The sequence below is a fragment of the Streptomyces sp. NPDC059816 genome (assembly GCF_042732055.1).
In the GTDB taxonomy this organism is placed as follows: Bacteria; Actinomycetota; Actinomycetes; order Streptomycetales; family Streptomycetaceae; genus Streptomyces.
The window spans coordinates 180,498-201,444 of sequence record NZ_JBHWIQ010000015.1 but is presented as its reverse complement, the minus strand read 5'-3'; the positions used below and the strand labels follow the sequence as shown (position 1 = coordinate 201,444).

Below are 20,947 nucleotides of genomic sequence, written 5' to 3'. Positions count from 1 at the left end.
CCGCCCTCCGCCCCCGGTCAGCGTCCCAGCAGGAACAGGTCGTGCACCGCCCCCATCATCAACAGGGTGCCGATCACCGTCAGGAAGATCATCAGTGGTGGTTGGGAGAGGGCGTAGAGACAGCCCTGCGCCTCTTGGGGAACGCCCGGGGGCACGTCGACGGAGGGCGTCCCGGTCCGTTCCGGCCGAGCAGGGGCGGCCGGCGGCGGTTCGACCGGGTCCCGCCGGCCGACGGGACGCGCCGACCGCCCCCCGTACGCGGTGACCCAGGGTGACCGTCGCAGGTCCTTGCGGCCCACCGGACGGGCGTGCGCCCGGCGGACCGCCACCGGGGACGGGGGTGGTCCTGCCGGGTGCGCGTGGGAGGGGTCCGCCCCGGACGTGAGCCACGCCGATGGCGCGGTGCGTCGGTTCCGGGGGCGGCGTGCGCTGGGGCGCACGGTGTGGGCGGGGGTGGCTGTGTGGTTCCTGGTGGCGCCGTCGTCCAGGGGGGCCCGACCGGCCCGGTCCGCCGTGTTCGCGGCAACTGGATCGACGAGGGCGGCACCGTGGTGCGTGGTGTCGAGCATCTCGCGCCGATGATGACGCATCGCCAGACGCGACGCGATCAACACGCCCGTATTGGGCGGGAGTTCACCGGATTCCGTGTCACATGTTGAGACGGCTCGGCAGGGCGTTCGTGCCCCGGGCGCAGCTCCCGGCGGGAGTCGACAGCCGTCAGATGCCGTGCTTCTTCAGAATGGCCTCGATGTCGCTGAAGTCCTCCGAGCCGGGGCCCGAGGACGGCCGGGAGGCGGGCTTGGCGGACGGCTTGGACGGCTTGAGCGACGGACGGCCGCTCGCCTGTGCCGACGCGCCGGGCGCCACCGCCTCCCGCTCCCCGGCACCGGCCGCCTTCGCCTGGGCCTTGGCCGCCCGCCGGTCCTTGCGGCTCACCCCGCGCCGCCGCTCCACCGCCCGGGTCGTCAGGAACAGGCCCCACGCCACGCCGAGCACCCCGAACCCGGCCCACGCGGTCGGGCTGAAAGCGGTGTCCACGATCCACTGGACGGCCCCGGTCATGACCAGCCCGAGCGGCACGAGCGCATAGGCAGCGGTCCGGGCCGCAGCGAGGAACCGCTTGCGGTAGGCGGTGACCGCCGCGATGCCCAGGCCCGCCACGGCCACGGCGGAACACACGGTTTCGGCAATCATTCCGGCCTCCAGCTGAATCGGTCGGACGGTTCGTCCCCATCCATCCTGCACCGACCCCGGCCCCTCGGGCCACGGCCGGAACGCACCTCAGGGAGAACTCGGGGTCGATCTCCTCCCCAGGTCCCGGGCCGGACCCGGCCGGGGAGAGCTGCGAGACTTGCCCCATGAACGACTCCGCTTCCCCTTCCCCGCAGCCCGCGGGCCGTCCCGTCCTCGACCTCTGGTGCGAGCTCCAGTGCCCCGACTGCCGGACCGCGCTGGACGACCTCCACGCCCTGCGGGCCCGCTACGGGGACCGGCTGGAGCTGCGGCTGCGCCACTTCCCGCTGGCCAAGCACCGGCATGCGTTCGCCGCCGCCCAGGCCGCGGAGGAAGCGACGGCGCAGGGCCGGGGTTGGCCCTACGTCGAGGCGGTGCTCGCCCGGGCCGAGGAACTGGACCGCGGGGGCGAGGCGTTGCTGGTCGAGGTGGCCCGGGAGCTGGGGTTGGACGCGGAGGAGTTCGACACCGCGCTGATCGACGGGCGGCACACCCTGATCGTCGACGCCGACCAGGCGGAGGGCAAGGCGCTGGGCGTGACGGGAACCCCGACGTACGTCATCGACGGGCAGCGGCTCGACGGGGGCGAGAGTCAGGACGGACTGCGGGAGCGCATCGAGGAGATCGTGGACCGACTGCTCGCCCGCTGACTCCCCCGATTCCCCGGATCCTCCGGAACCCCTGGGTTTCCACGCCCCTTCCCGTCACAGCGGTCACAGGGGCTTGTAGAGGTGGTGGACGGTCGGCTCGTACCCCAGCGACTCGTACAGCCGCAGGGCCGGGGTGTTGCCGAGGAAGACGTTGAGGCCGATCGTCCGGTGCCCCGCGGCGAGCGCCTGCGCCGCGGCGTGCCGCATCAGGGTGCGTCCGTGGCCGTGGCCCCGGTGCTCCGGGACGACCTCCACTTCGTAGACGTAGGAACTCTCGGCGCCGAGCGCGACCCAGACCGTCCCGACCACCGTGCCCCGGTGTTCGAGGACGCTGATCGCCGCCCCCGGGGTGTCGAGCCCGTCGGGCAGCAGACGGACGTAGTCGCGCTCGGCCTTGGCCCGGGCCTCGTCTTCCGGCACGCCCCGTTCGATCCAGTCACCGACGTACGCCTCCTGGGACGTCGTGCGCCAGGGACCGTACTCGGCCGCGGTCATCGGCCGGGCCGAGGGGTCCGGGGGCGGCGGCGCCGCCCGGTCGAGGTCGAGGGCCATGAGCCGGTTGCGCTCCACGTACCCGAGGGCCCGGCCCAGTCGCAGGGCCACCGGGGCGTCGGCCGGGACCGACGCCTCGATCCGCCGGCAGCCCCAGCCGCGGGCCACCTCCTCGGCGGCGAGCGCGGCGACGGTCCCCCGGCCGCGGGCCCGGTCCGGCTCGTCGACCCGCAGCGCGCGCACCCGGGCCACCCGGGGGCCGAACCGCTCGTCGGTGGCGAGGTCGATCTCGCCCACGGGACGACTGTTGACGCAGATCCGGAAGTGCCGGGAACGGCCCCCGTCGGCCAGTTGCTGGAGCGGCCCGGTCGGCCGCAGGGTGGTGGTCATCGCTGATGTCTACCCGCCGTGCGGCACCCAGTCATCGGAATTTGCGCGAGCGCGCCGGGGGCGCGGTCACGGGCTCACGGGTCCAAGTCGTCGGCGGACCGCTCCGTGAAGATCCGCATCGCCTTGGCGGTCACCGGTCCGGGCGCCGGCAGTTCACGGCCGTCGACGCGGTGCACGGCCTGGACGTCACGCAGCGTCGAGGTGAGGAATATCTCCTCCGCGCGGTCCAGGACGTCCAACGGCAGGTCCGTCTCCTGGGCGCCCGACCACTCGACCGCGAGCGCACGGGTGATGCCCGCGAGGCAGCCCGAGGCGACGGGCGGGGTGTGGAGCTGGCCGTCGAGGACGACGAAGACGTTCGATCCGGTGCCCTCGCAGAGCCGTCCGACCGTGTTGCCGAACAGCGCCTCCGTGGCGCCCCGTTCCCGGGCCCGGGCGAGCGCGACCACGTTCTCGGCGTACGAGGTGGTCTTCAGCCCGGCCAGCGCCCCGCGCTCGTTGCGGGTCCAGGGCACGGTGACGACCGCGGTGGTGTCGGCGCGCCGGGGGACCGGGCCGATCGCGACGACCAGGGTGGGCGGGTGTTCGCCCCGGTCGGAGCCGAGCGGGGACTCGCCCCCCGTGTAGGTGACGCGCAGCCGTCCGAGCGGCATGGGGTTGGCGTCCACGACGGCGCGGCAGGCCCGGCGGACCTCGTCGAGGTCGGGCTCCGGGAGGCCGAGGCCGCGGGCGGAGCGCGCCAGCCGGTCCAGGTGGCGGGTCAGGGCGAAGGCCCGCCCGTTGACGGTCTTCATCGTCTCGAAGATCCCGTCACCGACGGTGAGTCCGTGGTCGAACACGGAGACGCGCGCGGACGTGGCGTCCCGGAGTGCGCCGTCGAGCCAGATTTTCACAGGGAGCCCTCCAGGGGGTCGGGGTCCGTGGGGGGCGGCGAGCCGCCCGATGCCACGGCGAGCAGTCTGGCCGCCTTCAGTTCGGTCTCGCGCCACTCGCGTTCCGGGTCCGAGCCCCAGGTGATGCCCGCACCGGTGCCGAAGCGCAGGAGACCCGCGGCACGGTCGATCCAGAAGGTGCGGATGCCCACGGCCAGCTCACCCGTGCCCCGGTCGGCGTCGACCCAGCCGATGCCCCCACAGTAGGGGCCGCGCGGTCCGACCTCCAGGGCCTCGATGATCCGCAGGGCGCTGGACTTGGGCGCCCCCGTGACGGACCCGGGCGGGAAGGCGGCGCCCAGCAGCTCCGCCCAGCCCGCGCCGGGGCGCAGTTCACCGCGGACGGTGGAGACGAGGTGGACGAGCCCGGGGTGCTTCTCGACCACGCAGAGGTCGGGGACGGTGACCGAGCCCGTGACGCAGACCCGGCCGAGGTCGTTGCGGACCAGGTCCACGATCATGACGTTCTCGGCGTGGTCCTTCTCCAGCAGGTCGGCTTCGGTGCGCCCGGTCCCCTTGATCGGACCCGACTCCACGGTCCGGCCCGTACGGCGCAGGAACAGTTCGGGCGAGGCGGTGGCGATCTCCACGCCGTGCTCCGGCAGGCGAATCGTTCCGGCGTAGGGGGCGGGGTTGCCGCGGGCGAGCAGTGCGGTCAACGCGTCCACGTCCGCGTCCGCAGCCACGGGAGCCGACAGGACCCGACACAGGTTCGCCTGGTACACCTCGCCCGCCGCTATGTGGGCACGGATGCGCCGCACGCCCCGGGTGTACGCCTCGCGGTCGAGCGAGGACGCCCAGTCGTCCGGGCCGGGGCCCCGCCACGCCCCCGGAGTCGGCGCGGGCACCGGGGCGGGTCGTACGTCGTCGAAGCGCGCGCACACCAGCCGGCCCTCGAAGTCGGCACACACGGCCCAGAAGCCCCGGCCGTCCAGCGCGGCGGGATCGCTGGTCACGTCACGCAGACCGGTGGCGAGGAGGCCGCCGAAGCGGGCCAGGGCGGGGAGGGTACGCACGGCTGCGAGTCTAGGCCGGGGGACCCGGTGGGCGCCGTGGGGTGGTGTCGGGGCAGCACGCTGCGTAAACGCGTTTTTGTGGTTCCCCGGGAATCCGCTAGAGTTCAACACGTCGCCGGGACGCGCAAGCGCACCGAAACGACATGCGGACGTAGCTCAGTTGGTAGAGCGCAACCTTGCCAAGGTTGAGGTCGCGAGTTCGAACCTCGTCGTCCGCTCAGGAGCGGGGAGTTCTCAGAACCCGCCGCATCCCTGGTGGAGTGGCCGAGAGGCGAGGCAACGGCCTGCAAAGCCGTCTACACGGGTTCAAATCCCGTCTCCACCTCCACGGACGATTAGCTCAGCGGGAGAGCGCTTCCCTGACACGGAAGAGGTCACTGGTTCAATCCCAGTATCGTCCACTGGACCCGGCATCGGGTGCCCGCGCGATTAGCTCAGCGGGAGAGCGCTTCCCTGACACGGAAGAGGTCACTGGTTCAATCCCAGTATCGCGCACGCAGTACACCGCACCACCCTCCGGTCGACTTCCGGGCGGCCCTCGGGTCACCGCTCCTGGTAGTCTCCCGGGACACCCCGCGCGATTAGCTCAGCGGGAGAGCGCTTCCCTGACACGGAAGAGGTCACTGGTTCAATCCCAGTATCGCGCACCACCCGTCAGCCCCCGGTCGTCCTGGACACCGGGGGCTGTGTCGTGCCCGGGCCGCGTGCTCACCTGCGCACGGACCGGCTCCGCGCCCCGGGGACCAGGGGTCCTCCAGGGGCACGGAGCCCTTCACACGCCGTCGTGCGGCGGGCGGGCCGTGGGCTCAGGAGGAGAACAGCATCCGCCCGAAGCCGCGGTTCCGGTGGCCGCCGTGACCCCCGTGGTGACCGTGGTGCGCGCCGTGCCCACCGTGCTGCGGTGCGCCCCAGGCCGGTGCGGGCGGGGCCTGGGCGGGGTAGCCCTGCGGGGCGGGCGGCGGCGGCGCGGGCTGGGTCCACTGGGACTCCAACCGCGTCAGCGCCTCCAGCTCGCCGTAGTCCAGGAATATCCCGCGGCAACCGGAGCACTGCTCGATCTGGACGCCGTTGCGGTTGTAGGTGTTCATGGGCGCGTGGCACTTCGGACACTGCATGGACGGGCTCAACTCCTCGCCGTTAGGTACCGCTTCGCCGGAATACTGCCCGGCTTTCGTTCTTCTGCACCCTACTTCGCTTCCCTCCCGGCCAACTCCCCCGGCGAACGGGTCACTCGACGGGCGGCGTCCCGCCCATCCGGTCGCAGGCGCTGATCACCGCCCACTCGTCCCCGTCGGGCGGGCGCCCCTCCCGCAGGCTCCTGGTGATCGTCAGGGCCGCCGTCTGCACGGTCAGGGCCCGCGCGACGACGTCCAGCGCCGGCCAGGGGTCGCCCCCGGCGGGCACCGCGGGGCCCCGACCCGCCCGGTACGCACCGAGGAAACGGTTCCACTGGGCCGGGCCGAGCAACCCGCACGCGTACCAGGCGGCCGGCCGGGCGAGGTCCCAGACGGCCGGCCCGGCGCCGAGGTCGTCCACGTCGATCAAGCGCCAGGGGCCGTCCGGCGCCCTGACCAGTTGCCCCAGGTGGAGGTCGCCGTGGCAGAGCGCGGGCGGGCCGGGTGCCGGTGCCTCGCCCCGGGCCCAGGGCGGCAGGGTCCGCCAGGCGCGCTCCACGGCCGCGACCGCCGCTGCCGCCGGGCCCGCGGCCAGCGGCCAAGGAAGGCCGGGCCCGCCGACCCCGGTCCGCATCCGGTGGACGGCCAGCGCGGCCTTCGCCGGCCCCCGCATCGCGGGCAGGGGGCCCGGCAGCCGGGACACGTCGACGCGGTGGAGGCGGGCCAGCAGGGCGCCCGCCGCCTCCCACGGCGCCCGCTCGGGGGCGTCGGGGTCGACCGGGACCCCGTAGGGCCAGAGGCTGACCGGGCGGCCGGCCAGTGCCGTCGCGGGTGGGGCGGTGCGCTCCGTCGGGCGGGGCACCAGTGGGGGCAGCAGCACGTCCGCCAGCGCCGGATGGCCCGCCACCGCGATCCGGGCGGCCAGCTCGTCCGGGTCGGAGCCGCCGGCGTGCGCCTTGGCCACCACGCCGCCGTGACGCACCACGACCCCGTCGTCCCGGCGGGCAAGCACCTCACCGGCGTGCCCGCAGTCGCACTCCCGGTCCGCCCCGTGGACCGCGGTCCGGGCCCGTACGCGCAGTCCCCGCACCACCGCACCGCTCATCGACTGCCCCGCCCCTGGTTCGACGCCCCGCTCGGCGGACGGTCCGTACCGGCCGCCGCGCTCCCGTCAGCCTACGAGCCCGGCCGGCCCCGCACGTCCAGGGGGCTGCGGGCCGACACAGCAAAGTGCCCGCGCAACCTCCCCAGGTTGCGCGGGCCTTGTGCCGTCCGCCGCACCCCCGTCCCCACGGGGTTTCATGGTGGGATGTCCCCGCCCGGACCGCTCTTCCGGGCCCGGGGCGCCGCTCAGCGCCCCAGCATCTCCACCACGGACGACGCTTGGGTGACCACTGCCTCCCAGCCGCCGAAGACGACTACGAGCAGGGCCGCCAGGGGGAGGACCATGGCCGTCGCCACCAAGGGGTGGCGCTCACCGGGCCGGCTGCCGTCGAACGCGGCGTACGCCTTGCGTCCTCGTGCACGGATCATGGTCCGGGTGGCCGTGTCCGCCATGGTCCCTCTCCTGGTTGTCTCCCGTGCGGGACCCGTTGCCGGGCCCGTCGCACGTCGTGTGTGTACGGAGCGGCGGGCGCTTGACCTCGGGGGACGAGTACCGCACCCGCCGCTTGACGACAAATCTATGACCGGGGAGCCGTCCGGTCGTCATGCCCTCGTATCGATTGCCTGGCCTCCGCAAGGATGACCGGCTCCCCCGCACGTACTCCCCTGGGTGGAGACGGCCGTGCACGTCTCGGGGTCTTCCCCGAGGGGACCGGCGGGGCGGGTGGCGGATGGTCGGGGCGGTGTGCCCGCCACGGGTGAGTTCGCTCACTTCCACCCCGTCCGCCCGGGTCCGCGACGCCCCGCGGCGACCCGCTCCGCCGGTCGCCCGCACCTCCTCGTGACGCCCCCGGGGCAGGCGTGCCGGCATTCCGGGGCCGCCACTCGCCGTCAGGTCAACCTCCTTGGCCGAAAAGCCGGTTGGCCCCGGTTCCGGGTCAGTCGCCCGAGCCTCGGCAGTTCCCTGACTCCCCTTCATACCGCTGGTCCGGCACCGACAATCGATCGGATCGAGAGGGCGCGGCCTCTGCGCGCTCCGGGCCCGGTGTACGTAAGCTGTGGCTCGTCAACCGGACCGGGCAGCGGGGATGAACATGGCGATGATGCGCCTGAGGCGTGAGGACCCGCGTGTGGTCGGCTCGTTCAGGCTGCACCGACGGCTCGGAGCGGGCGGCATGGGGGTCGTCTACCTCGGGTCCGACCGCCGTGGCCAGCGGGTCGCGCTGAAGGTCATCCGCCCCGATCTCGCCGAGGACCAGGAGTTCCGTCAGCGGTTCGCCCGTGAGGTGTCGGCGGCCCGCCGGATCCGCGGTGGCTGCACGGCGCGGCTGGTCGCCGCCGATCTGGAGGCGGAGCGGCCCTGGTTCGCCACCCAGTACGTACCCGGGCCCTCCCTGCACGACCGGGTCGCCGACGACGGTCCGCTGCCCGCGGCCGACGCGGCGGCGATCGGAGCGGCACTGTCCGAGGGGCTGGTCGCGGTCCACGAGGCCGGGGTCGTCCACCGGGACCTGAAGCCGTCGAACATCCTGCTGTCTCCCAAGGGCCCCCGGATCATCGACTTCGGCATCGCCTGGGCGACCGGCGCGAGCACGTTGACGCACGTCGGCACCGCGGTGGGCTCCCCCGGGTTCCTCGCCCCGGAACAAGTGCGTGGTGCCGCCGTCACCCCGGCGACCGACGTGTTCGCGCTCGGTGCGACGCTCGCGTACGCGGCGACCTCCGACTCGCCCTTCGGTCACGGCAGTTCCGAGGTGATGCTGTACCGCGTGGTGCACGAGGAGCCGCAGCTGAGCGGAGTGCCCGACGCGCTGGCGCCCCTGGTGCGGGCCTGTCTCGCGAAGGACCCGGAGGAGCGGCCCAGCACCCTGCAACTGTCCTTGCGGCTCAAGGAGATCGCCGCTCGTGAGGCCCAGGGTCTGACCGATCCGCGACCGCCCGTGCCGCGCGGTCAGCCGGACCGGCCGTCGGGGGGACTGGCCGCGGAGTACGCCGCCCAGCGCACCCAGCGCCGTCCGCAGGGCACCCCGCCCCCGCGGCCCTCCGCGTCGTCCAAGGCGTCCCGGGCCGCGCAGCCGACCCAGCGCTCCGGAGCGGGTCGCCCGCCCCGCCCCACCCAATCCTCCGGCGCCAACCGCTCGGGCACCCGTCCGGGGAACGGATCGCGGAGCGGCACCCGGGCCCCCCGCTCGGGCGCCCGGCCCGCCCCCCGCAGCGGGCGCGAGAGACAGCGGCGGACGGGTGCGGGGCGACGTCCGGCGAACCCCAGGCTGCTGCGCCAACGGCTCATCGTGTTCGTGGTGGTGACGCTGCTGGTGGCACTGGGCATCGCCGCTGCCCAAGGCTGCCAGGGGCCCGCCAACGGGGCCGGGGTTCCCGCACCCGTGGTGACGAACGCCGCGGACCGGGCCGCTCCCGTCGCCACTGACCGCTGAACGCCGACCGCCGACGGGGAGCCGGTCGGATCAGCCGGTCGGGCGACCGGTGACGACCGCGTAGAAGGCGACCGCCGCGGCGGCGCCGACGTTCAGCGAGTCCACGCCGTGCGCCATCGGGATGCGGACCCACTCGTCCGCGGCCCGCAGGGCCCGGGTGGAGAGGCCGTCGCCCTCGGCCCCCAGCATCAGCGCGACCCGTTCCCGACGGTGCGGCGCCGCCGCGTCCAGGGTGACCGCCTGCGCGTCGGGGGTCAGCGCGAGGAGGTCGAAGCCGGCCGCGCGCACCGTTTCCAGACCGTTCGGCCAGGACTCCAATCGGGCGTACGGCACGGAGAACACGGCGCCCATGGAGACCTTCACGGAACGGCGGTACAGCGGGTCGGCGCAGTCCGGGGAGAGCAGCACGGCGTCCATGCCGAGGGCCGCGGCGGAACGGAAGATGGCGCCGATGTTGGTGTGGTCGTTCACCGACTCCATGACGACGACCCGGCGGGCGGTGGTCAGCAGGTCGTCCGCGGTCGGCAGGGGCGCGCGCTGCATGGAGGCGAGGGCGCCCCGGTGGACGTGGTAACCGGTGACCCGCTCCGCCAGTTCGGGGGTCACCACGTAGACGGGCGCGGGGAGTTCGTCGATCACATCCCGCAGGGCGTCGACCCATTTGGACGACAGCAACATCGACCGCATCGCGTACCCGGCGTCCCGTGCGCGGCGGATGACCTTCTCGCCCTCGGCGATGAACAGTCCTTCGGCGGGCTCGCGCCGGCGGCGCAGTTCGACGTCGGTGAGTCCGGTGTAGTCCCGCAGTCGGGGGTCGTCGGGGTCCTCGACGGTGATCAGTTCGGCCACGGGGTGGTACCGCCTTGTCCGGGTTCGGGGCCAGTGGAGGTGGGAGGGGTGGGCGCTGCGGCCGTGCCCACCGGCCCGGTGGGTGGCACCGGGCCGGTACGGGTTCAGCTGGGTGCGGCCCCGGTGGGGGCGCCCGGCGCCTGGGGGCCGACCCGGACGACGTCACCGATGACGATCACCGCGGGCGGGCGCACGCCCTCGCGTTCGACGGTGGCGGCGACGGTCGCGAGCGTCGCGTCCACCCGGCGCTGGGCGGCGGTGGTGCCCTCCTGGACGAGGGCCACGGGCGTGTCGGCGCCCCGGCCGTGGGCGATCAGTGCCTCAGCGATCCGGCCGATCTTGTCCACGCCCATCAGCACGACGAGGGTGCCGCGCAGTCGGGCGAGGGCCGCCCAGTCCACCAGCGAGCGGTCGTCGTCGGGTGCCACGTGGCCGCTGACCACGGTGAACTCGTGGGCGACGCCCCGGTGGGTGACCGGAATGCCCGCCGCGCCGGGCACGGAGATCGAGCTGGAGATGCCGGGCACGACCGTGTACGGGATGCCGGCCTCGACCAGCGCCTCGGCCTCCTCCATGCCCCGACCGAAGACGAACGGGTCGCCGCCCTTGAGCCGGACCACCGTCCGGCCGGCCCTGGCGTGCTCGATCAGCGCCTCGTTGATGGCCTCCTGGGCCATGAACCGGCCGTAGGGGATCTTCGCCGCGTCGATCACCTCGACGTGCGGCGGCAGTTCGGCGAGCAGATCGCGGGGGCCGAGCCGGTCCGCGATGACGACGTCCGCCTCGGCGAGCAGTCTGCGGCCGCGGACGGTGATCAGGTCGGGGTCGCCGGGGCCTCCGCCGACGAGCGCGACGGACGCGGCGCGGGCCCGGTGGTGGGGGGCGACCAGGGTCCCGTCGCGCAGGCCCTCGACCACGGCGTCCCGGATCGCCGCGGTGTGCCGGGGGTCACGGCCCTGGGCGTCGGTGGTGAGGACGGCCACGGTGACGCCGGCGCTGTGGCCGGTGGCGGGGGTCCAGGCGGTGGCGGCGTCGGCGTCGTCGGAGCGCACGCACCAGATCCGGCGGGCCTCGGCCTCCGCGGACGCCCGGGTGTTCGCCGCACGGTCCTGGGTGGCCACCAGGACGTACCAGGCGTCCGCGAGGTCGCCGTCCTCGTAGCGGCGGCGGTGCCAGGTGAGTTCGCCGGAGTCGGCCATGGCCTCCACGGAGGGGGTGGCCGAGGGCGAGACGAGGTGGATGTCGGCGCCGGCTGCGATCAGTGCGGGAAGGCGGCGTTGCGCCACCTGGCCGCCGCCGAGCACCACGACCCGGCGGCCGGTGAGGCGGAGCCCGACGGGGTAGGCAGGATCGCTGGCGGACGTGGGCATGGCGGCTCCTCGGGTGGGCCGCTGCGACGGTGGAGCGGCGTGCTGTTCCGGACGGGCGGGGGACCCCACGGGTGGGACGTGTCGGATGCCCGTGGGCGGGGTTCCCGCTGGTCAACGATACGGTTTCGCTGGTCAAGGCCGCGGTCGGGGCCGTCCCCGGGGCGTCGGAACGAGGGCTCGGCGGGACGCCCCGCCGAGCCGGTGCCGAGCGGGGCGGTGACGGGCCCGGCGATCCGGGGGAACTGCGGCCGGTCGCGCGGCCGGTGCTCCCCCGGATCGGGGCGGGTCACTTCTCAGTGACCCCGGCGGAGTCGAAGGTGGCCACCTCGTGCATCGCGCGGGCCGCGCTCTGGACGAGCGGCAGTGCGAGCAGCGCGCCGGTTCCCTCGCCGAGCCGCAGGTCCAGGTCGACCAGGGGCCGCAGTCCGAGCTTGTTGAGGGCCGCGACATGGCCCGGCTCGGCGCTGCGATGGCCGGCGATGCACGCCGCGAGCGCCTCGGGGGCGATGGCCCGGGCGACCAGGGCCGCCGCACCCGCGCTGACGCCGTCCAGGATGACGGGGGTGCGCAGGGAGGCGCCACCCAGCACCAGACCCACCAACGCGGCGTGTTCCAGGCCGCCGACCGCCGCGAGCACGCCGATCGGGTCGGCCGGGTCCGGCTGGTGGAGTTGCAGCGCCCGCCGGACGACGTCCGTCTTGCGGGCCAGCGTCTCGTCGTTGATGCCGGTGCCCCGACCGGTGACCTCCGCGGGGTCGGCCCCGGTGTACACGGAGATCAGCGCGGCCGACGCGGTGGTGTTGGCGATGCCCATCTCTCCGGTGAGCAGCGCCTTGTTGCCCGCGGCCACCAGGTCGCGGGCGGTCTCGATGCCGACCTCGATGGCCGAGGTGACCTCTTCACGGGTCAACGCGGGCCCGGTGGTCATGTCGGCGGTGCCGGCGCGCACCTTGCGCGGCAGCAGGCCCGGTGAGGCGGGCAGGTCGGACGCCACGCCGACGTCGATGACGCACACCTCGGCGCCGACCTGCTGGGCGAACGCGTTGCAGACCGCGCCGCCGCTGAGGAAGTTGGCGACCATCTGGCCGGTGACCTCCTGCGGCCACGGGGTCACGCCCTGGGCGTGCACGCCGTGGTCGCCCGCGAAGACCGCGACGGCCGCCGGCTCCGGGATCGGCGGCGGGCACACCCGGGAGAGGCCGCTGAGCTGTGCCGAGATGATCTCCAGCATGCCGAGCGCTCCGGCGGGCTTGGTCATCCGCTTCTGCCGCTCCCACGCCTCGCCGAGCGCCTTGGCGTCCAGGGGGCGGATGCCGGCGACGGTCTCGGCGAGCAGGTCGTGCGGCTCTTCGCCCGGCAGGGCGCGGCGCCCGTACGTCTCCTCGTGGACGACCCAGGACAACGGGCGGCGCTGGGACCAGCCGGCCTGCGCGAGCTCCGGCTCCTCGGGGAACTCGTCGACGTACCCCACGCACAGGTACGCGACGACCTCCAGGTGCTCGGGGAGGTCGAGGGCGCGGACCATCTCGCGCTCGTCGAAGAAGCTGACCCAGCCGACGCCCAGGCCCTCGGCGCGGGCGGCGAGCCACAGGTTCTCCACGGCGAGCGCGGAGGAGTACGGGGCCATCTGCGGCTGGGTGTGACGGCCGAGGGTGTGACGGCCACCGCGGGTCGGGTCGGCGGTGACGACGATGTTGACCGGGGTGTCGAGGATCGCCTCGATCTTCAGTTCCTTGAACTGCTTGGCCCGGCCCTTGGGCAGGGACTTGGCGTAGGCGTCGCGCTGGCGGGCGGCCAGTTCGTGCATCGCCTGCCGGGTCTCGTCGGACCGGATCACCACGAAGTCCCAGGGCTGGGAGTGGCCGACGGACGGCGCGGTGTGCGCGGCCTCCAGGACCCGCAGCAGGACCTCGTGCGGAATGGGGTCGGAGCGGAACCCGTTGCGGATGTCCCGGCGCTCGCGCATGACCCGCAGCACCGCCTCGCGCTCGGCCTCGTCGTATCCCGGGGCGGCGGGGCGGGCGGCCCGGGGCGCCTCGGGGACGACGGGGTCGGCGGGGGCCAGCTGGTCGGCGGGTCCGGCCGGTTCGGCGGGCTCGGGTGCCTGCTCCTCGGCCGGGGCCGGGGTGGCCGCCGGGCCGGCGAGGGCAGCGCTGCGGTCCTGGACGGACACGGTGACGGTGTCCGCCTCCGTACCCGCGTCGGGGCCGCCGGGCTCGTCGTCGGCGGAGTGGGTGGGCAGGCTGTCCGGGGTCTGCGCGGGGGTCTCCGCTTCGGCGGCGTCGGCGTCTTCGGGAACGTCGGCGCCTTCGGGGACGTCGGTCCCGTCGGTGGCCGGGGCTTCCTCCTCGGGGCCGGCGGGGGCGGCCGGGGCCTCGGCCGGCTCGGCGACGTCGGCTGCCTCGGGGGTGACCGGGGCGGCCGGGGTCTCGACGGGGGGCGCCTGGTCGGCGGGTGCCTGAGCGCTCGCGGGCTCCGGTGCCGCCACGGCTTCCGGCGCGCTCTGTGCCTCGGCGGGAGCCGCGGTGTCGGCTTCCGCGGCCGGCTCGGCGGGCGCTTCCGGTGCGTTCGGCGTCGCCCCGGTGGCCGGGGCTTCGGGCGCTTCGGCGACCTCGGCCGGGGCCACGGAGGCTTCGGCGGCCGGGGCGTCGGTCGTCGTCTCGTCAGCCGCCGCCGCTGCCGGGGGCGCGGGCGCGGGTGCGGGTGCGGTGGGTTCGGCGGGGGGCTCGTGCGGCTCGGCCGGTGGTGCCGCGGCGGTCTCGCCGGTGGGCGCGGTGGGCGCCTCGGTGGCGGTGGGCGGTTCCTGCTGGGCAGGGGTGGGCGTCTCGGGTGCACCGGACGGGTCCGGCCCTGCTGCGGAGGCGACGGTCGCCTCGGGCGCGGCCACGGCCACAGCCGGCTCGGCGGGGGGCTCCTCGGCGGAGGGCTCCTCCGGGGCAGCGGCGTCGGCGGATGCCGTGGGCGTGGCTTCGGCAACCGGGTCCGGGGTGGCCGGCTCCGGGGTGACCGGCTCGGACCCGGTCTCGGCCGTCGCGGGCTCCGCCTCGGGCACGGTGGCCTCGGGGGACTGCGGCTGATCCGGTGCGACCTGGGCCGGCTCCGCGGTCGCGACCGCAACCGGGGCGGTGACCGCGTCGGACGGCGGGGGGGCGGGCTGGTCCTGCACGGGGGCCGGGGCGGGCTCGACGGCGTCGGGGGCGAGCCCGACGGGGGCGGTCGCGGGCTGGTCGGCGGCCGGTTCAGCGGTGTCGGCCGCGGACTCGGGCTGTGGGTCCACGGGTCCGGCCGCCGGGGTGGCGTCGGGCTCCGTCGCCGGAGCGGGCGTCACGACCGGGGCAACGGGCGCGGGCGCGACGGCCTCGGGCCCGGCGGTGACCTCCGGCGCGGGGGCCTCGGGCACCGCCGGCGCGACGGGTACGGGCGGCTCCTGCTGCGGGGGGAGGACGAGGGCGTGCGGCGGGGTCGGCGCGAGGTGCGGCGTGGAGGGCACGGAGCCCGCGACCGGGACGAACTCCCCGACCGGGGCCGGAGCTTCGGCCACCCGTGCCTCGTGGACCGGTGCCTCGTGGACCGGTGCTTCCTGGGCGGGCGCTTCCTGGACGAGCACGTCCTGGATCGGGAACGTGCCGGTCGCCCGGGCCACGGCGGCGAGCGCGGCATCGGGCGCGGGGGTCATCGGCACAACGCTCACGGGCGCGGCGGACTGCGCTGCCGGGGCCACCCGTACGCCCCGGCCTTCGGTGGGGTCCCCGACCGGCTGCGCACCGGCAGCGGGGGTCGACGCCTCGGTGGGCAACCCCTCGACAACCGGGGCGACCGGGGCCACCGGGGCGAGTGGGTCGGGTACGTCGCCGTCCGGTCGGACCGCCGTCCCGGTGGACGGCTGCTGCTCAGCGGCGGCGGTCGACGGGGTCTCGGCGGGGAGCGCGGGGGCCGGGGGCCCGTCGGTCACGGGGACCCCGGTCGTGGCGGCGGGCGCGGACACCTGGGCCGCGGGCACGGTCTGGGCGCCCTGCGGGGCGGTCCCCACCGGGTGCAGCAGCTCGTTCCGGCCCGGGGTGGCCCCGCCGGAGGCGGGCGGCGGGCCCCAGGGGGCGCCGGCCTGCGGGGGGATCTCGGCGAGTTGGGGGCCCGGCAGCGGGGCCGCGGCGCGCTGGGGCTCCGGCTGCTCGGGAGCGTCCGGCTGCTCGGCCTGCGGGCTCTGCCGGCGGACCTTGACCGCACCCCGACGGGAGCCGGCGGGGCCCCGGTCGGCGAGCGAGCGCACCGGGCTGGAGGCGGTGTCCGGGGTGGGCGGACCGAGGTGCAGGGGGCGGCGGGGCGCGCCGGGGCCCTGGCCGGGCGCGGGGTGCGCGCCGGGGGCTCGACCGTCGGACACCTCGACGGAGGCGCTGTCGCGGCCGGCCGTCTCGTGCGGTCCCGGCTCGTGCCCGGTGGCGGCCCGAGGTGTCTCGGGACCGGCCTCGGGCACGGGCGCCTGGGCGGCGGGGATCGGTGTGGGGGGTTCGGCGGTCACGGGTGCGTCGGCCTCGTACGGGTTCGGGGGCTCGTCGTCGTCCAGTGTCTCCAGCGAGGTGGGCACCGAGAGGACGGGGGCGGGCCCTGCGGGCGCGGTGGGGCGCGGTTCGGCGGGAGCGGCAGAAGCGGCAGGAACAGCAGGAGCGGCGGGAGGCAGAGTCGACCCGGTGGGCTCCCCCGGCTGCACCGGGGCGGGGCCCGGCGCCGGGGCACCGGTGGTGTGGACCACCGGGGGGTAGGTGTCGACCGCAGGGGCGATCGGGAACACTCCGGACCCGCTGCGGCCCTCGATCCACGCGCCCTGCGAGCCGGGCATCAGGAGTTGGTCGTCGTCGTGGGGCTCGGCGTGGTCGGGGTACGGGGCGGGCGCTCCGGGGCCCGGCTGCGGTGCCGTCCGGCCGCGGACGGACGCGGCAGTGGTCCCCTCGCCGGGGTGGTCCGGCAGTGCCTCGTCCGGAATCCGGCCGGTGTCGGTCATGCGTACCCCTCGCCCATCGGTAGTGCTTCTACGACCGTTCCGGCCCCCGCCGGTCGGTGCGCCCGAACCGGGCGGCGTCCGACCGCCCGTCCGGAGAACGAGCGGGCGCGCCGCGCGGCACGTGCCGACGGCGCAGGCGGCGCCGCCACAAGGCATTGTCCCGGTTGGCCCCCACCTCGGCACGTAGTTCCCGGAACGGTCCCTGTTGGACTGCTGGACTGCGCCACGTCGCGCGTCCTTGGCCTCTGCCGTACCACAGTCCACCCAAAACGGGCGGGATTTCTGGACATTGGGTCACGAATGAGCCAGGGGCCCAGTGCGGTACAACGATCGTCCAGCCTACCTCGCGCGCACCGCCGCGGCGCTCAGGGGGCGCGGTCCGGGAGGTGTCCGGAAAGGAGGAATCCGACCGTCCGTTCCTTCTCCGTCCAGGCGCGGGTGTCGAGTTCGACGGACTGGAGGAGGGCACATTCGACTTCGTACCCGTGTTCGACCAGGTCGCGGCCGATGCGTTCGGCGGCGTCCCGGGTCGCGGCGTGCGTGACGATCCGGCCGGGGCGCCGGTCGGCGACGGCGGAGACGACGGGGGCGCCGCCGCCGCCGATCCGTACGACGTCGGGCTCGGGCAGCGTCTCCAGGACGTGCGGGGCGCGACCGTGGACGGCCTGGAGCTGGACGCCGAAGCGACGGGCGGTGGCGGCGGCGCGGGCGCAGTTGTCGGGGTGCTGGTCGACGGCGATGACGGCGGCGCCGAAGCGGGCCGCCTCCACCGCGAAGGCGCCGCTGGCGCAACCGATGTCCCAGACCAGGTCGCCGACGCGGGGGCCGAGGCGGGCTAGTTGGGCGGCGCGCAGTCGCTCGTTCTCGCTCTCGCGCAGTCCGTGGCCGTAGGCGTCGGCGGGCAGGGCCCAGCCGCGCGGGCCGGTGCCGGGGTCGCGGCCGGCGATCCAGCCGGGTTCGGTGGCGGACGTCCCGCCGATGGAGATCACCACGTTGGGGTCGCGCCAGCTGCGGTCGGCGGCCTTGTCGGAGGTCATCACGGTGACCCGTTCGCGGTCGGTGCCGAGTTCCTCGCAGACGACGAAGGTGCGGATCACGCCGTCGAGGAGGAGGCCGAGTTCCGCGGGGCCCGCGCCGGGGGCGGTGAGCACGGCGACCTTGGTGTGGGCGCGACACACGTTGACGGCCCGGCGCAGGGTGCGGCGGTGGGCGACCACGACCTCCGCGTCGTCCCAGGGCATCCCGGCCCGGGCGAACGCCTGGGCCACCGCGGAGGTGGCGGGTACCACCTCGACCTCCAGGCCGAACTCGGGGTCGCGCAGGGCGCGGACGACGCCGAAGAAGCCCGGGTCGCCGTCCGCGAGGACGACCGCGGTGCCCCGGTGGGCGGCGATCCGGCGGGCGGCGAGGGCGAAGCTGCCGAGCCGGATGCGTTCGGCGTGCTCGGGCACCTCGGGGAAGGCCAGGTGGTGCGGGGCCCCGGCGACCAGGGTGGCCACCGCGAGCGCCGAGCGAGCCCCGACGGGAAGTGGTGAACCGTCCCAGCCGATCACCGTGACCCGGTCGGCCATCGTCGTCAGTCTCCAGGGGTCGAGGCGGTAGGGACGGTGTCCGGGCGGCGGTACGGGGTGGCAGCAGGCGCGGGGGCGCGTGGGGGTGGGGCACCGAGGGGAACGGGGCGGGCGCGGAGCAGGGCGCGGGAGGGTGACCGGACGGCGGGAGGGTGCCGCGCGCGATCGGGCACCGTGAGCGTACCGGGTGCGGACGTCCGGTGCCCCCGCTGTGCACGGGCCGGCCGGGGAGGGCTCCGATCAGTTCCAGTCGGTGAAGGCCGTGTAGGAGCCGGCGTCCGCGAACTGCTCGCCGGAGCCCTCCAGGTCCTCGGGGAGCAGGCTCCATACGATGAGGTCGGTGCGCTGGTCGATCCAGCCGCCGTCATCGGTGCGGGCACGCGCTATCCGCGCGCCGCGCAGGACCCCTTCGCTGATGCAGCCGATCTTCTGCGCGACCTGTTGGGCGGCCGTGTTGGCGGCGGCCGTCCGCAACTCCAGGCGCTCGAACTTCTGGTCGTGGAACAGCCACCCGGCGGTGGCGAGCGACGCCTCGCAGGCGTAACCCTCGCCGCGCGCCCAAGGGGCGGTGGCGTAGGCGAGTTCGGCGGACCGGACGCGCCAGTCGACGGCGCGCAGTCGGACGGTGCCGACCAGGCGCTGGGTGAGGAACTCCGTCACGGCGAAGGCGATGCCGTGGCCGCCGGTGCGTGTCCCCGGGGCCCCTTCGGTGATCCAGGTGCGGGCGTCGTCCTCGGTGTACGGGTACGGTGCCGAGCTCCACATGACGACGAGTTCGTCGTTCATCATCTCGGTCAGGGCCGGGGCGTCCGCGTCCTCGAAGGGGCGTAGGACCAACCGTTCCGTGCTGAGGGAGATGTCGGGAAAGGTGGTCGTCATGGCGCCGCTCCGTAACCTTCAGGAACCTTCAGGTCTCTGTTGAGTGGACCAGCATGCAACATCCGCGGGCGCCGACGCACCACGGGGCCGCCGTCCGACGGGGGCGCGGGCGTGGTGCGGGCGGGCCCGGGGCGTCGCGGCGCGGTGGCCGAACGCCCCGGGCGCCGGGGTCAGCCCCGTCCGACGGGGAGGACGGAGCCCTGGTAGGTGTCCTCGATGAACTTCGCGACCTCGGGCGAGGTCAGCAGGTCGGCGAGCTTCTTGACCCGGGGGTCGTCCTCCTCGCCCTTCTTCACGGCGAGGACGTTGTTGTACGGGTTGTCCTCGGCGGTCTCCAGCAGGATCGCGTCCTTCTTCGGGCTGAGGCCCGCGTCCAGGGCGAAGTTGTTGTTGATGACCGCGGCGTCGACGTCATCGAGGGAGCGCGGCAGCTGCGCCGGGTCGAGTTCCTTGAACACCAGCTTCTTGGGGTTCTCGGCGACGTCGGCGGGGCTGGCGTCGGGGCCCGCGTCCGCCTTCAGTTCGATGAGGCCCTGGGAGGCGAGGAGCTGGAACGCCCGTCCCTCGTTGGTGGTGTCGTTGGGCACCGCGACGGTCGCCCCGTCCGGCAGGTCGGCGAGGTCGTCGACCTCCTTGGAGTACACGCCCATGGGCGGCAGGTACACCTCGGCGACGGGGACCAGGTCGGTCTTCTTGGACTTGTTGAAGTCGTCCAGGTAGGGCTGGTGCTGGTACAGGTTGGCGTCGAGCGAGCCCTCCTGGAGGGCGGTGTTCGGCAGGACGTAGTCCTGGAACTCCTTGATCTCCAGGTCGAGGCCCGCCTTCTCGGCGAGTTCGTCCTTGACGTGGGCGAGGACCTCGCCGGCCGGGACGGGGGTGACGCCGACGACCAGGGCGCCGTTGTCGTCGCCCCCGGACGAGCCGGAGCCGCAGGCCGTCAGGGCGACGGCCAGTGCGGTCCCGGCCGCCGCGGCGAACAGGGTTCGGGTGGTGCGCATGGGGGTGGTACTCCGCTGCTGAGGGATGCGAGGGGTCGGGGGTGCCGGGTCCGCCGGATCAGAAGGCGGGGATGACGGCGCCGTCGTACTTGTCCTCGATGAACTTCTTCACCTCGGGGGAGGTCAGCAGCTTGGCGAGCTTCTTGACCCGGGGGTCGTCCTCGTCGCCCTTCTTCACCGCGAGGAAGTTGCCGTACGGGTTGTCCTTGGCGTCCTCGGCGGCGATGGCGTCCTTGGCGGGGCTGAGCTTCGCCTCGATGGCGTAGTTGCCGTTGATCACCGCGGCGTCGACGTCCGACAGGGCCCGGGGCAGCTGTGGGGCCTCCAGTTCGCTGAACTTGAGGTCCTTCGGGTTGTCGACGATGTCCTTGGGGGTCGCCGCGAAGCCGACGCCTTCCTTCAGCTTGATGACGCCGTTGGCGGCGAGGAGCTGGAGGGCGCGGGCCTCGTTGGTGGTGTCGTTGGGGACCGCTATGGTGGCCCCCTTCTTGAGGTCGGCGAGGGCCTTGACGTTCTTGGAGTAGACGCCGAGCGGCTCCAGGTGGACCGTGGCACCCGGGACGGGCACGATGTCGGTGCCCTTCTTCTTGTTGAAGTCGTCCAGGTACGGCTTGTGCTGGAAGTAGTTGGCGTCGAGCTCGCCCTCCTGGACGGCGGTGTTCGGGGTCACGTACTCCGTGAACTCCTTGACCTCCAGCTCCAGGTCCTCCTTGGCCGCGAGGTTGTCCTTGATGTAGGCGAGGATCTCGCCCTGCGGGGTGGCGGTCGCGGCGACCTTCAGGGGTCCGTCGGAGCCGGAGTCGGAGTCGTCCGCACCGCAGGCGGTGAGGCCGAGGGTGAGGGCTCCGGCGGCGAGGACAGCGGTGGTGATCTTGGCGGTGTTACGCACGAAAAGTGCCTTTCTCCATGGTGCCGGT

General features: G+C 74.7%; 17 protein-coding genes and 5 tRNA genes. 7 read left to right on the top strand and 15 right to left on the bottom strand.

The window, feature by feature from the left end; translation table 11 throughout:
• Positions 1 to 17: 17 nt before the first annotated feature.
• Both ACFV88_RS21155 and ACFV88_RS21150 read right to left on the bottom strand, forming a co-directional pair.
• On the bottom strand, positions 18 to 590 hold the full coding sequence (locus ACFV88_RS21155; protein ID WP_385493247.1) for a hypothetical protein: 573 nt from the start codon (positions 588 to 590) through the stop codon (positions 18 to 20).
• 127 nt (positions 591 to 717) lie between these two features.
• Positions 718 to 1,194 carry a hypothetical protein gene (locus ACFV88_RS21150; RefSeq protein ID WP_385493216.1) on the bottom strand — a complete coding sequence of 159 codons (477 nt, stop codon included), beginning with the start codon at positions 1,192 to 1,194 and terminating at the stop codon, positions 718 to 720.
• Positions 1,195 to 1,358: 164 nt separating this feature from the next.
• On the opposite strand from ACFV88_RS21150, the gene ACFV88_RS21145 reads away from it, so the two are divergent.
• A complete protein-coding gene (locus ACFV88_RS21145; protein ID WP_385493214.1) occupies positions 1,359 to 1,883 on the top strand; it encodes a DsbA family protein in 525 nt (174 codons plus the stop codon).
• A gap of 63 nt (positions 1,884 to 1,946) precedes the next feature.
• Here the strand turns inward: ACFV88_RS21145 and ACFV88_RS21140 are convergent, their stop codons facing one another.
• The 3 genes from ACFV88_RS21140 to ACFV88_RS21130 form a co-directional block, all read right to left on the bottom strand.
• Positions 1,947 to 2,765 (bottom strand): GNAT family N-acetyltransferase, encoded by an 819-nt coding sequence (locus ACFV88_RS21140; protein ID WP_385493213.1) that lies wholly within the window; start codon positions 2,763 to 2,765, stop codon positions 1,947 to 1,949.
• A 74-nt stretch (positions 2,766 to 2,839) separates the two neighbouring features.
• On the bottom strand, positions 2,840 to 3,658 hold the full coding sequence (locus tag ACFV88_RS21135; protein WP_385493212.1) for an aminotransferase class IV: 819 nt from the start codon (positions 3,656 to 3,658) through the stop codon (positions 2,840 to 2,842).
• Entirely contained in the window at positions 3,655 to 4,713 is a 1,059-nt protein-coding gene (locus ACFV88_RS21130) for a chorismate-binding protein (RefSeq protein ID WP_385493211.1), read from the bottom strand. The genes ACFV88_RS21135 and ACFV88_RS21130 overlap by 4 nt, the downstream gene beginning before the upstream one ends.
• Before the next feature lie 145 nt (positions 4,714 to 4,858).
• Here ACFV88_RS21130 and ACFV88_RS21125 point away from each other — a divergent pair.
• The 5 genes from ACFV88_RS21125 to ACFV88_RS21105 all read left to right on the top strand — a co-directional run bounded on the left by ACFV88_RS21125 (position 4,859) and on the right by ACFV88_RS21105 (position 5,363).
• A tRNA-Gly gene (locus ACFV88_RS21125) sits at positions 4,859 to 4,931 on the top strand.
• Between the two features lie 36 nt (positions 4,932 to 4,967).
• Positions 4,968 to 5,041, top strand: a tRNA-Cys gene (locus tag ACFV88_RS21120).
• A 1-nt stretch (position 5,042) separates the two neighbouring features.
• A tRNA-Val gene (locus tag ACFV88_RS21115) sits at positions 5,043 to 5,114 on the top strand.
• A 22-nt stretch (positions 5,115 to 5,136) separates the two neighbouring features.
• Positions 5,137 to 5,208: transfer RNA gene (locus ACFV88_RS21110), tRNA-Val, on the top strand.
• 80 nt (positions 5,209 to 5,288) lie between these two features.
• Positions 5,289 to 5,363: transfer RNA gene (locus ACFV88_RS21105), tRNA-Val, on the top strand.
• Positions 5,364 to 5,519: 156 nt separating this feature from the next.
• Here ACFV88_RS21105 and ACFV88_RS21100 read toward each other — a convergent pair.
• From ACFV88_RS21100 to ACFV88_RS21090, 3 genes are all read right to left on the bottom strand, one after another.
• Positions 5,520 to 5,828 carry a zf-TFIIB domain-containing protein gene (locus tag ACFV88_RS21100; RefSeq protein WP_385493210.1) on the bottom strand — a complete coding sequence of 103 codons (309 nt, stop codon included), beginning with the start codon at positions 5,826 to 5,828 and terminating at the stop codon, positions 5,520 to 5,522.
• Positions 5,829 to 5,940: 112 nt separating this feature from the next.
• Positions 5,941 to 6,933, bottom strand: a complete 993-nt coding sequence (locus ACFV88_RS21095; RefSeq protein ID WP_385493209.1) for a phosphotransferase — start codon at positions 6,931 to 6,933, stop codon at positions 5,941 to 5,943.
• A 245-nt stretch (positions 6,934 to 7,178) separates the two neighbouring features.
• Positions 7,179 to 7,385, bottom strand: a complete 207-nt coding sequence (locus ACFV88_RS21090) for a hypothetical protein (protein WP_385493208.1) — start codon at positions 7,383 to 7,385, stop codon at positions 7,179 to 7,181.
• Positions 7,386 to 8,020: 635 nt separating this feature from the next.
• Here ACFV88_RS21090 and ACFV88_RS21085 point away from each other — a divergent pair.
• Complete coding sequence (locus ACFV88_RS21085; RefSeq protein ID WP_385493206.1) at positions 8,021 to 9,367, top strand: protein kinase; 1,347 nt, start codon at positions 8,021 to 8,023, stop codon at positions 9,365 to 9,367.
• A gap of 30 nt (positions 9,368 to 9,397) precedes the next feature.
• On the opposite strand, the gene ACFV88_RS21080 is transcribed toward ACFV88_RS21085, so the two are convergent.
• From ACFV88_RS21080 to ACFV88_RS21050, 7 genes are all read right to left on the bottom strand, one after another.
• Complete coding sequence (locus ACFV88_RS21080; protein WP_385493205.1) at positions 9,398 to 10,216, bottom strand: TrmH family RNA methyltransferase; 819 nt, start codon at positions 10,214 to 10,216, stop codon at positions 9,398 to 9,400.
• Between the two features lie 104 nt (positions 10,217 to 10,320).
• Positions 10,321 to 11,586: a uroporphyrinogen-III C-methyltransferase gene (cobA, locus tag ACFV88_RS21075; RefSeq protein WP_385493204.1), complete on the bottom strand. Its 1,266-nt coding sequence runs from the start codon at positions 11,584 to 11,586 to the stop codon at positions 10,321 to 10,323.
• Positions 11,587 to 11,872: 286 nt separating this feature from the next.
• Positions 11,873 to 16,582, bottom strand: a complete 4,710-nt coding sequence (cobT, locus tag ACFV88_RS21070) for a nicotinate-nucleotide--dimethylbenzimidazole phosphoribosyltransferase (protein ID WP_385493203.1) — start codon at positions 16,580 to 16,582, stop codon at positions 11,873 to 11,875.
• Between the two features lie 365 nt (positions 16,583 to 16,947).
• Positions 16,948 to 18,153: a precorrin-6y C5,15-methyltransferase (decarboxylating) subunit CbiE gene (cbiE, locus tag ACFV88_RS21065; RefSeq protein ID WP_385493202.1), complete on the bottom strand. Its 1,206-nt coding sequence runs from the start codon at positions 18,151 to 18,153 to the stop codon at positions 16,948 to 16,950.
• Positions 18,154 to 18,393: 240 nt separating this feature from the next.
• Positions 18,394 to 19,032: a GNAT family N-acetyltransferase gene (locus ACFV88_RS21060; RefSeq protein ID WP_385493201.1), complete on the bottom strand. Its 639-nt coding sequence runs from the start codon at positions 19,030 to 19,032 to the stop codon at positions 18,394 to 18,396.
• Positions 19,033 to 19,202: 170 nt separating this feature from the next.
• Entirely contained in the window at positions 19,203 to 20,030 is an 828-nt protein-coding gene (locus ACFV88_RS21055) for a MetQ/NlpA family ABC transporter substrate-binding protein (protein ID WP_385493199.1), read from the bottom strand.
• Positions 20,031 to 20,088: 58 nt separating this feature from the next.
• Complete coding sequence (locus ACFV88_RS21050) at positions 20,089 to 20,919, bottom strand: MetQ/NlpA family ABC transporter substrate-binding protein (protein WP_385493198.1); 831 nt, start codon at positions 20,917 to 20,919, stop codon at positions 20,089 to 20,091.
• Positions 20,920 to 20,947: the final 28 nt, after the last annotated feature.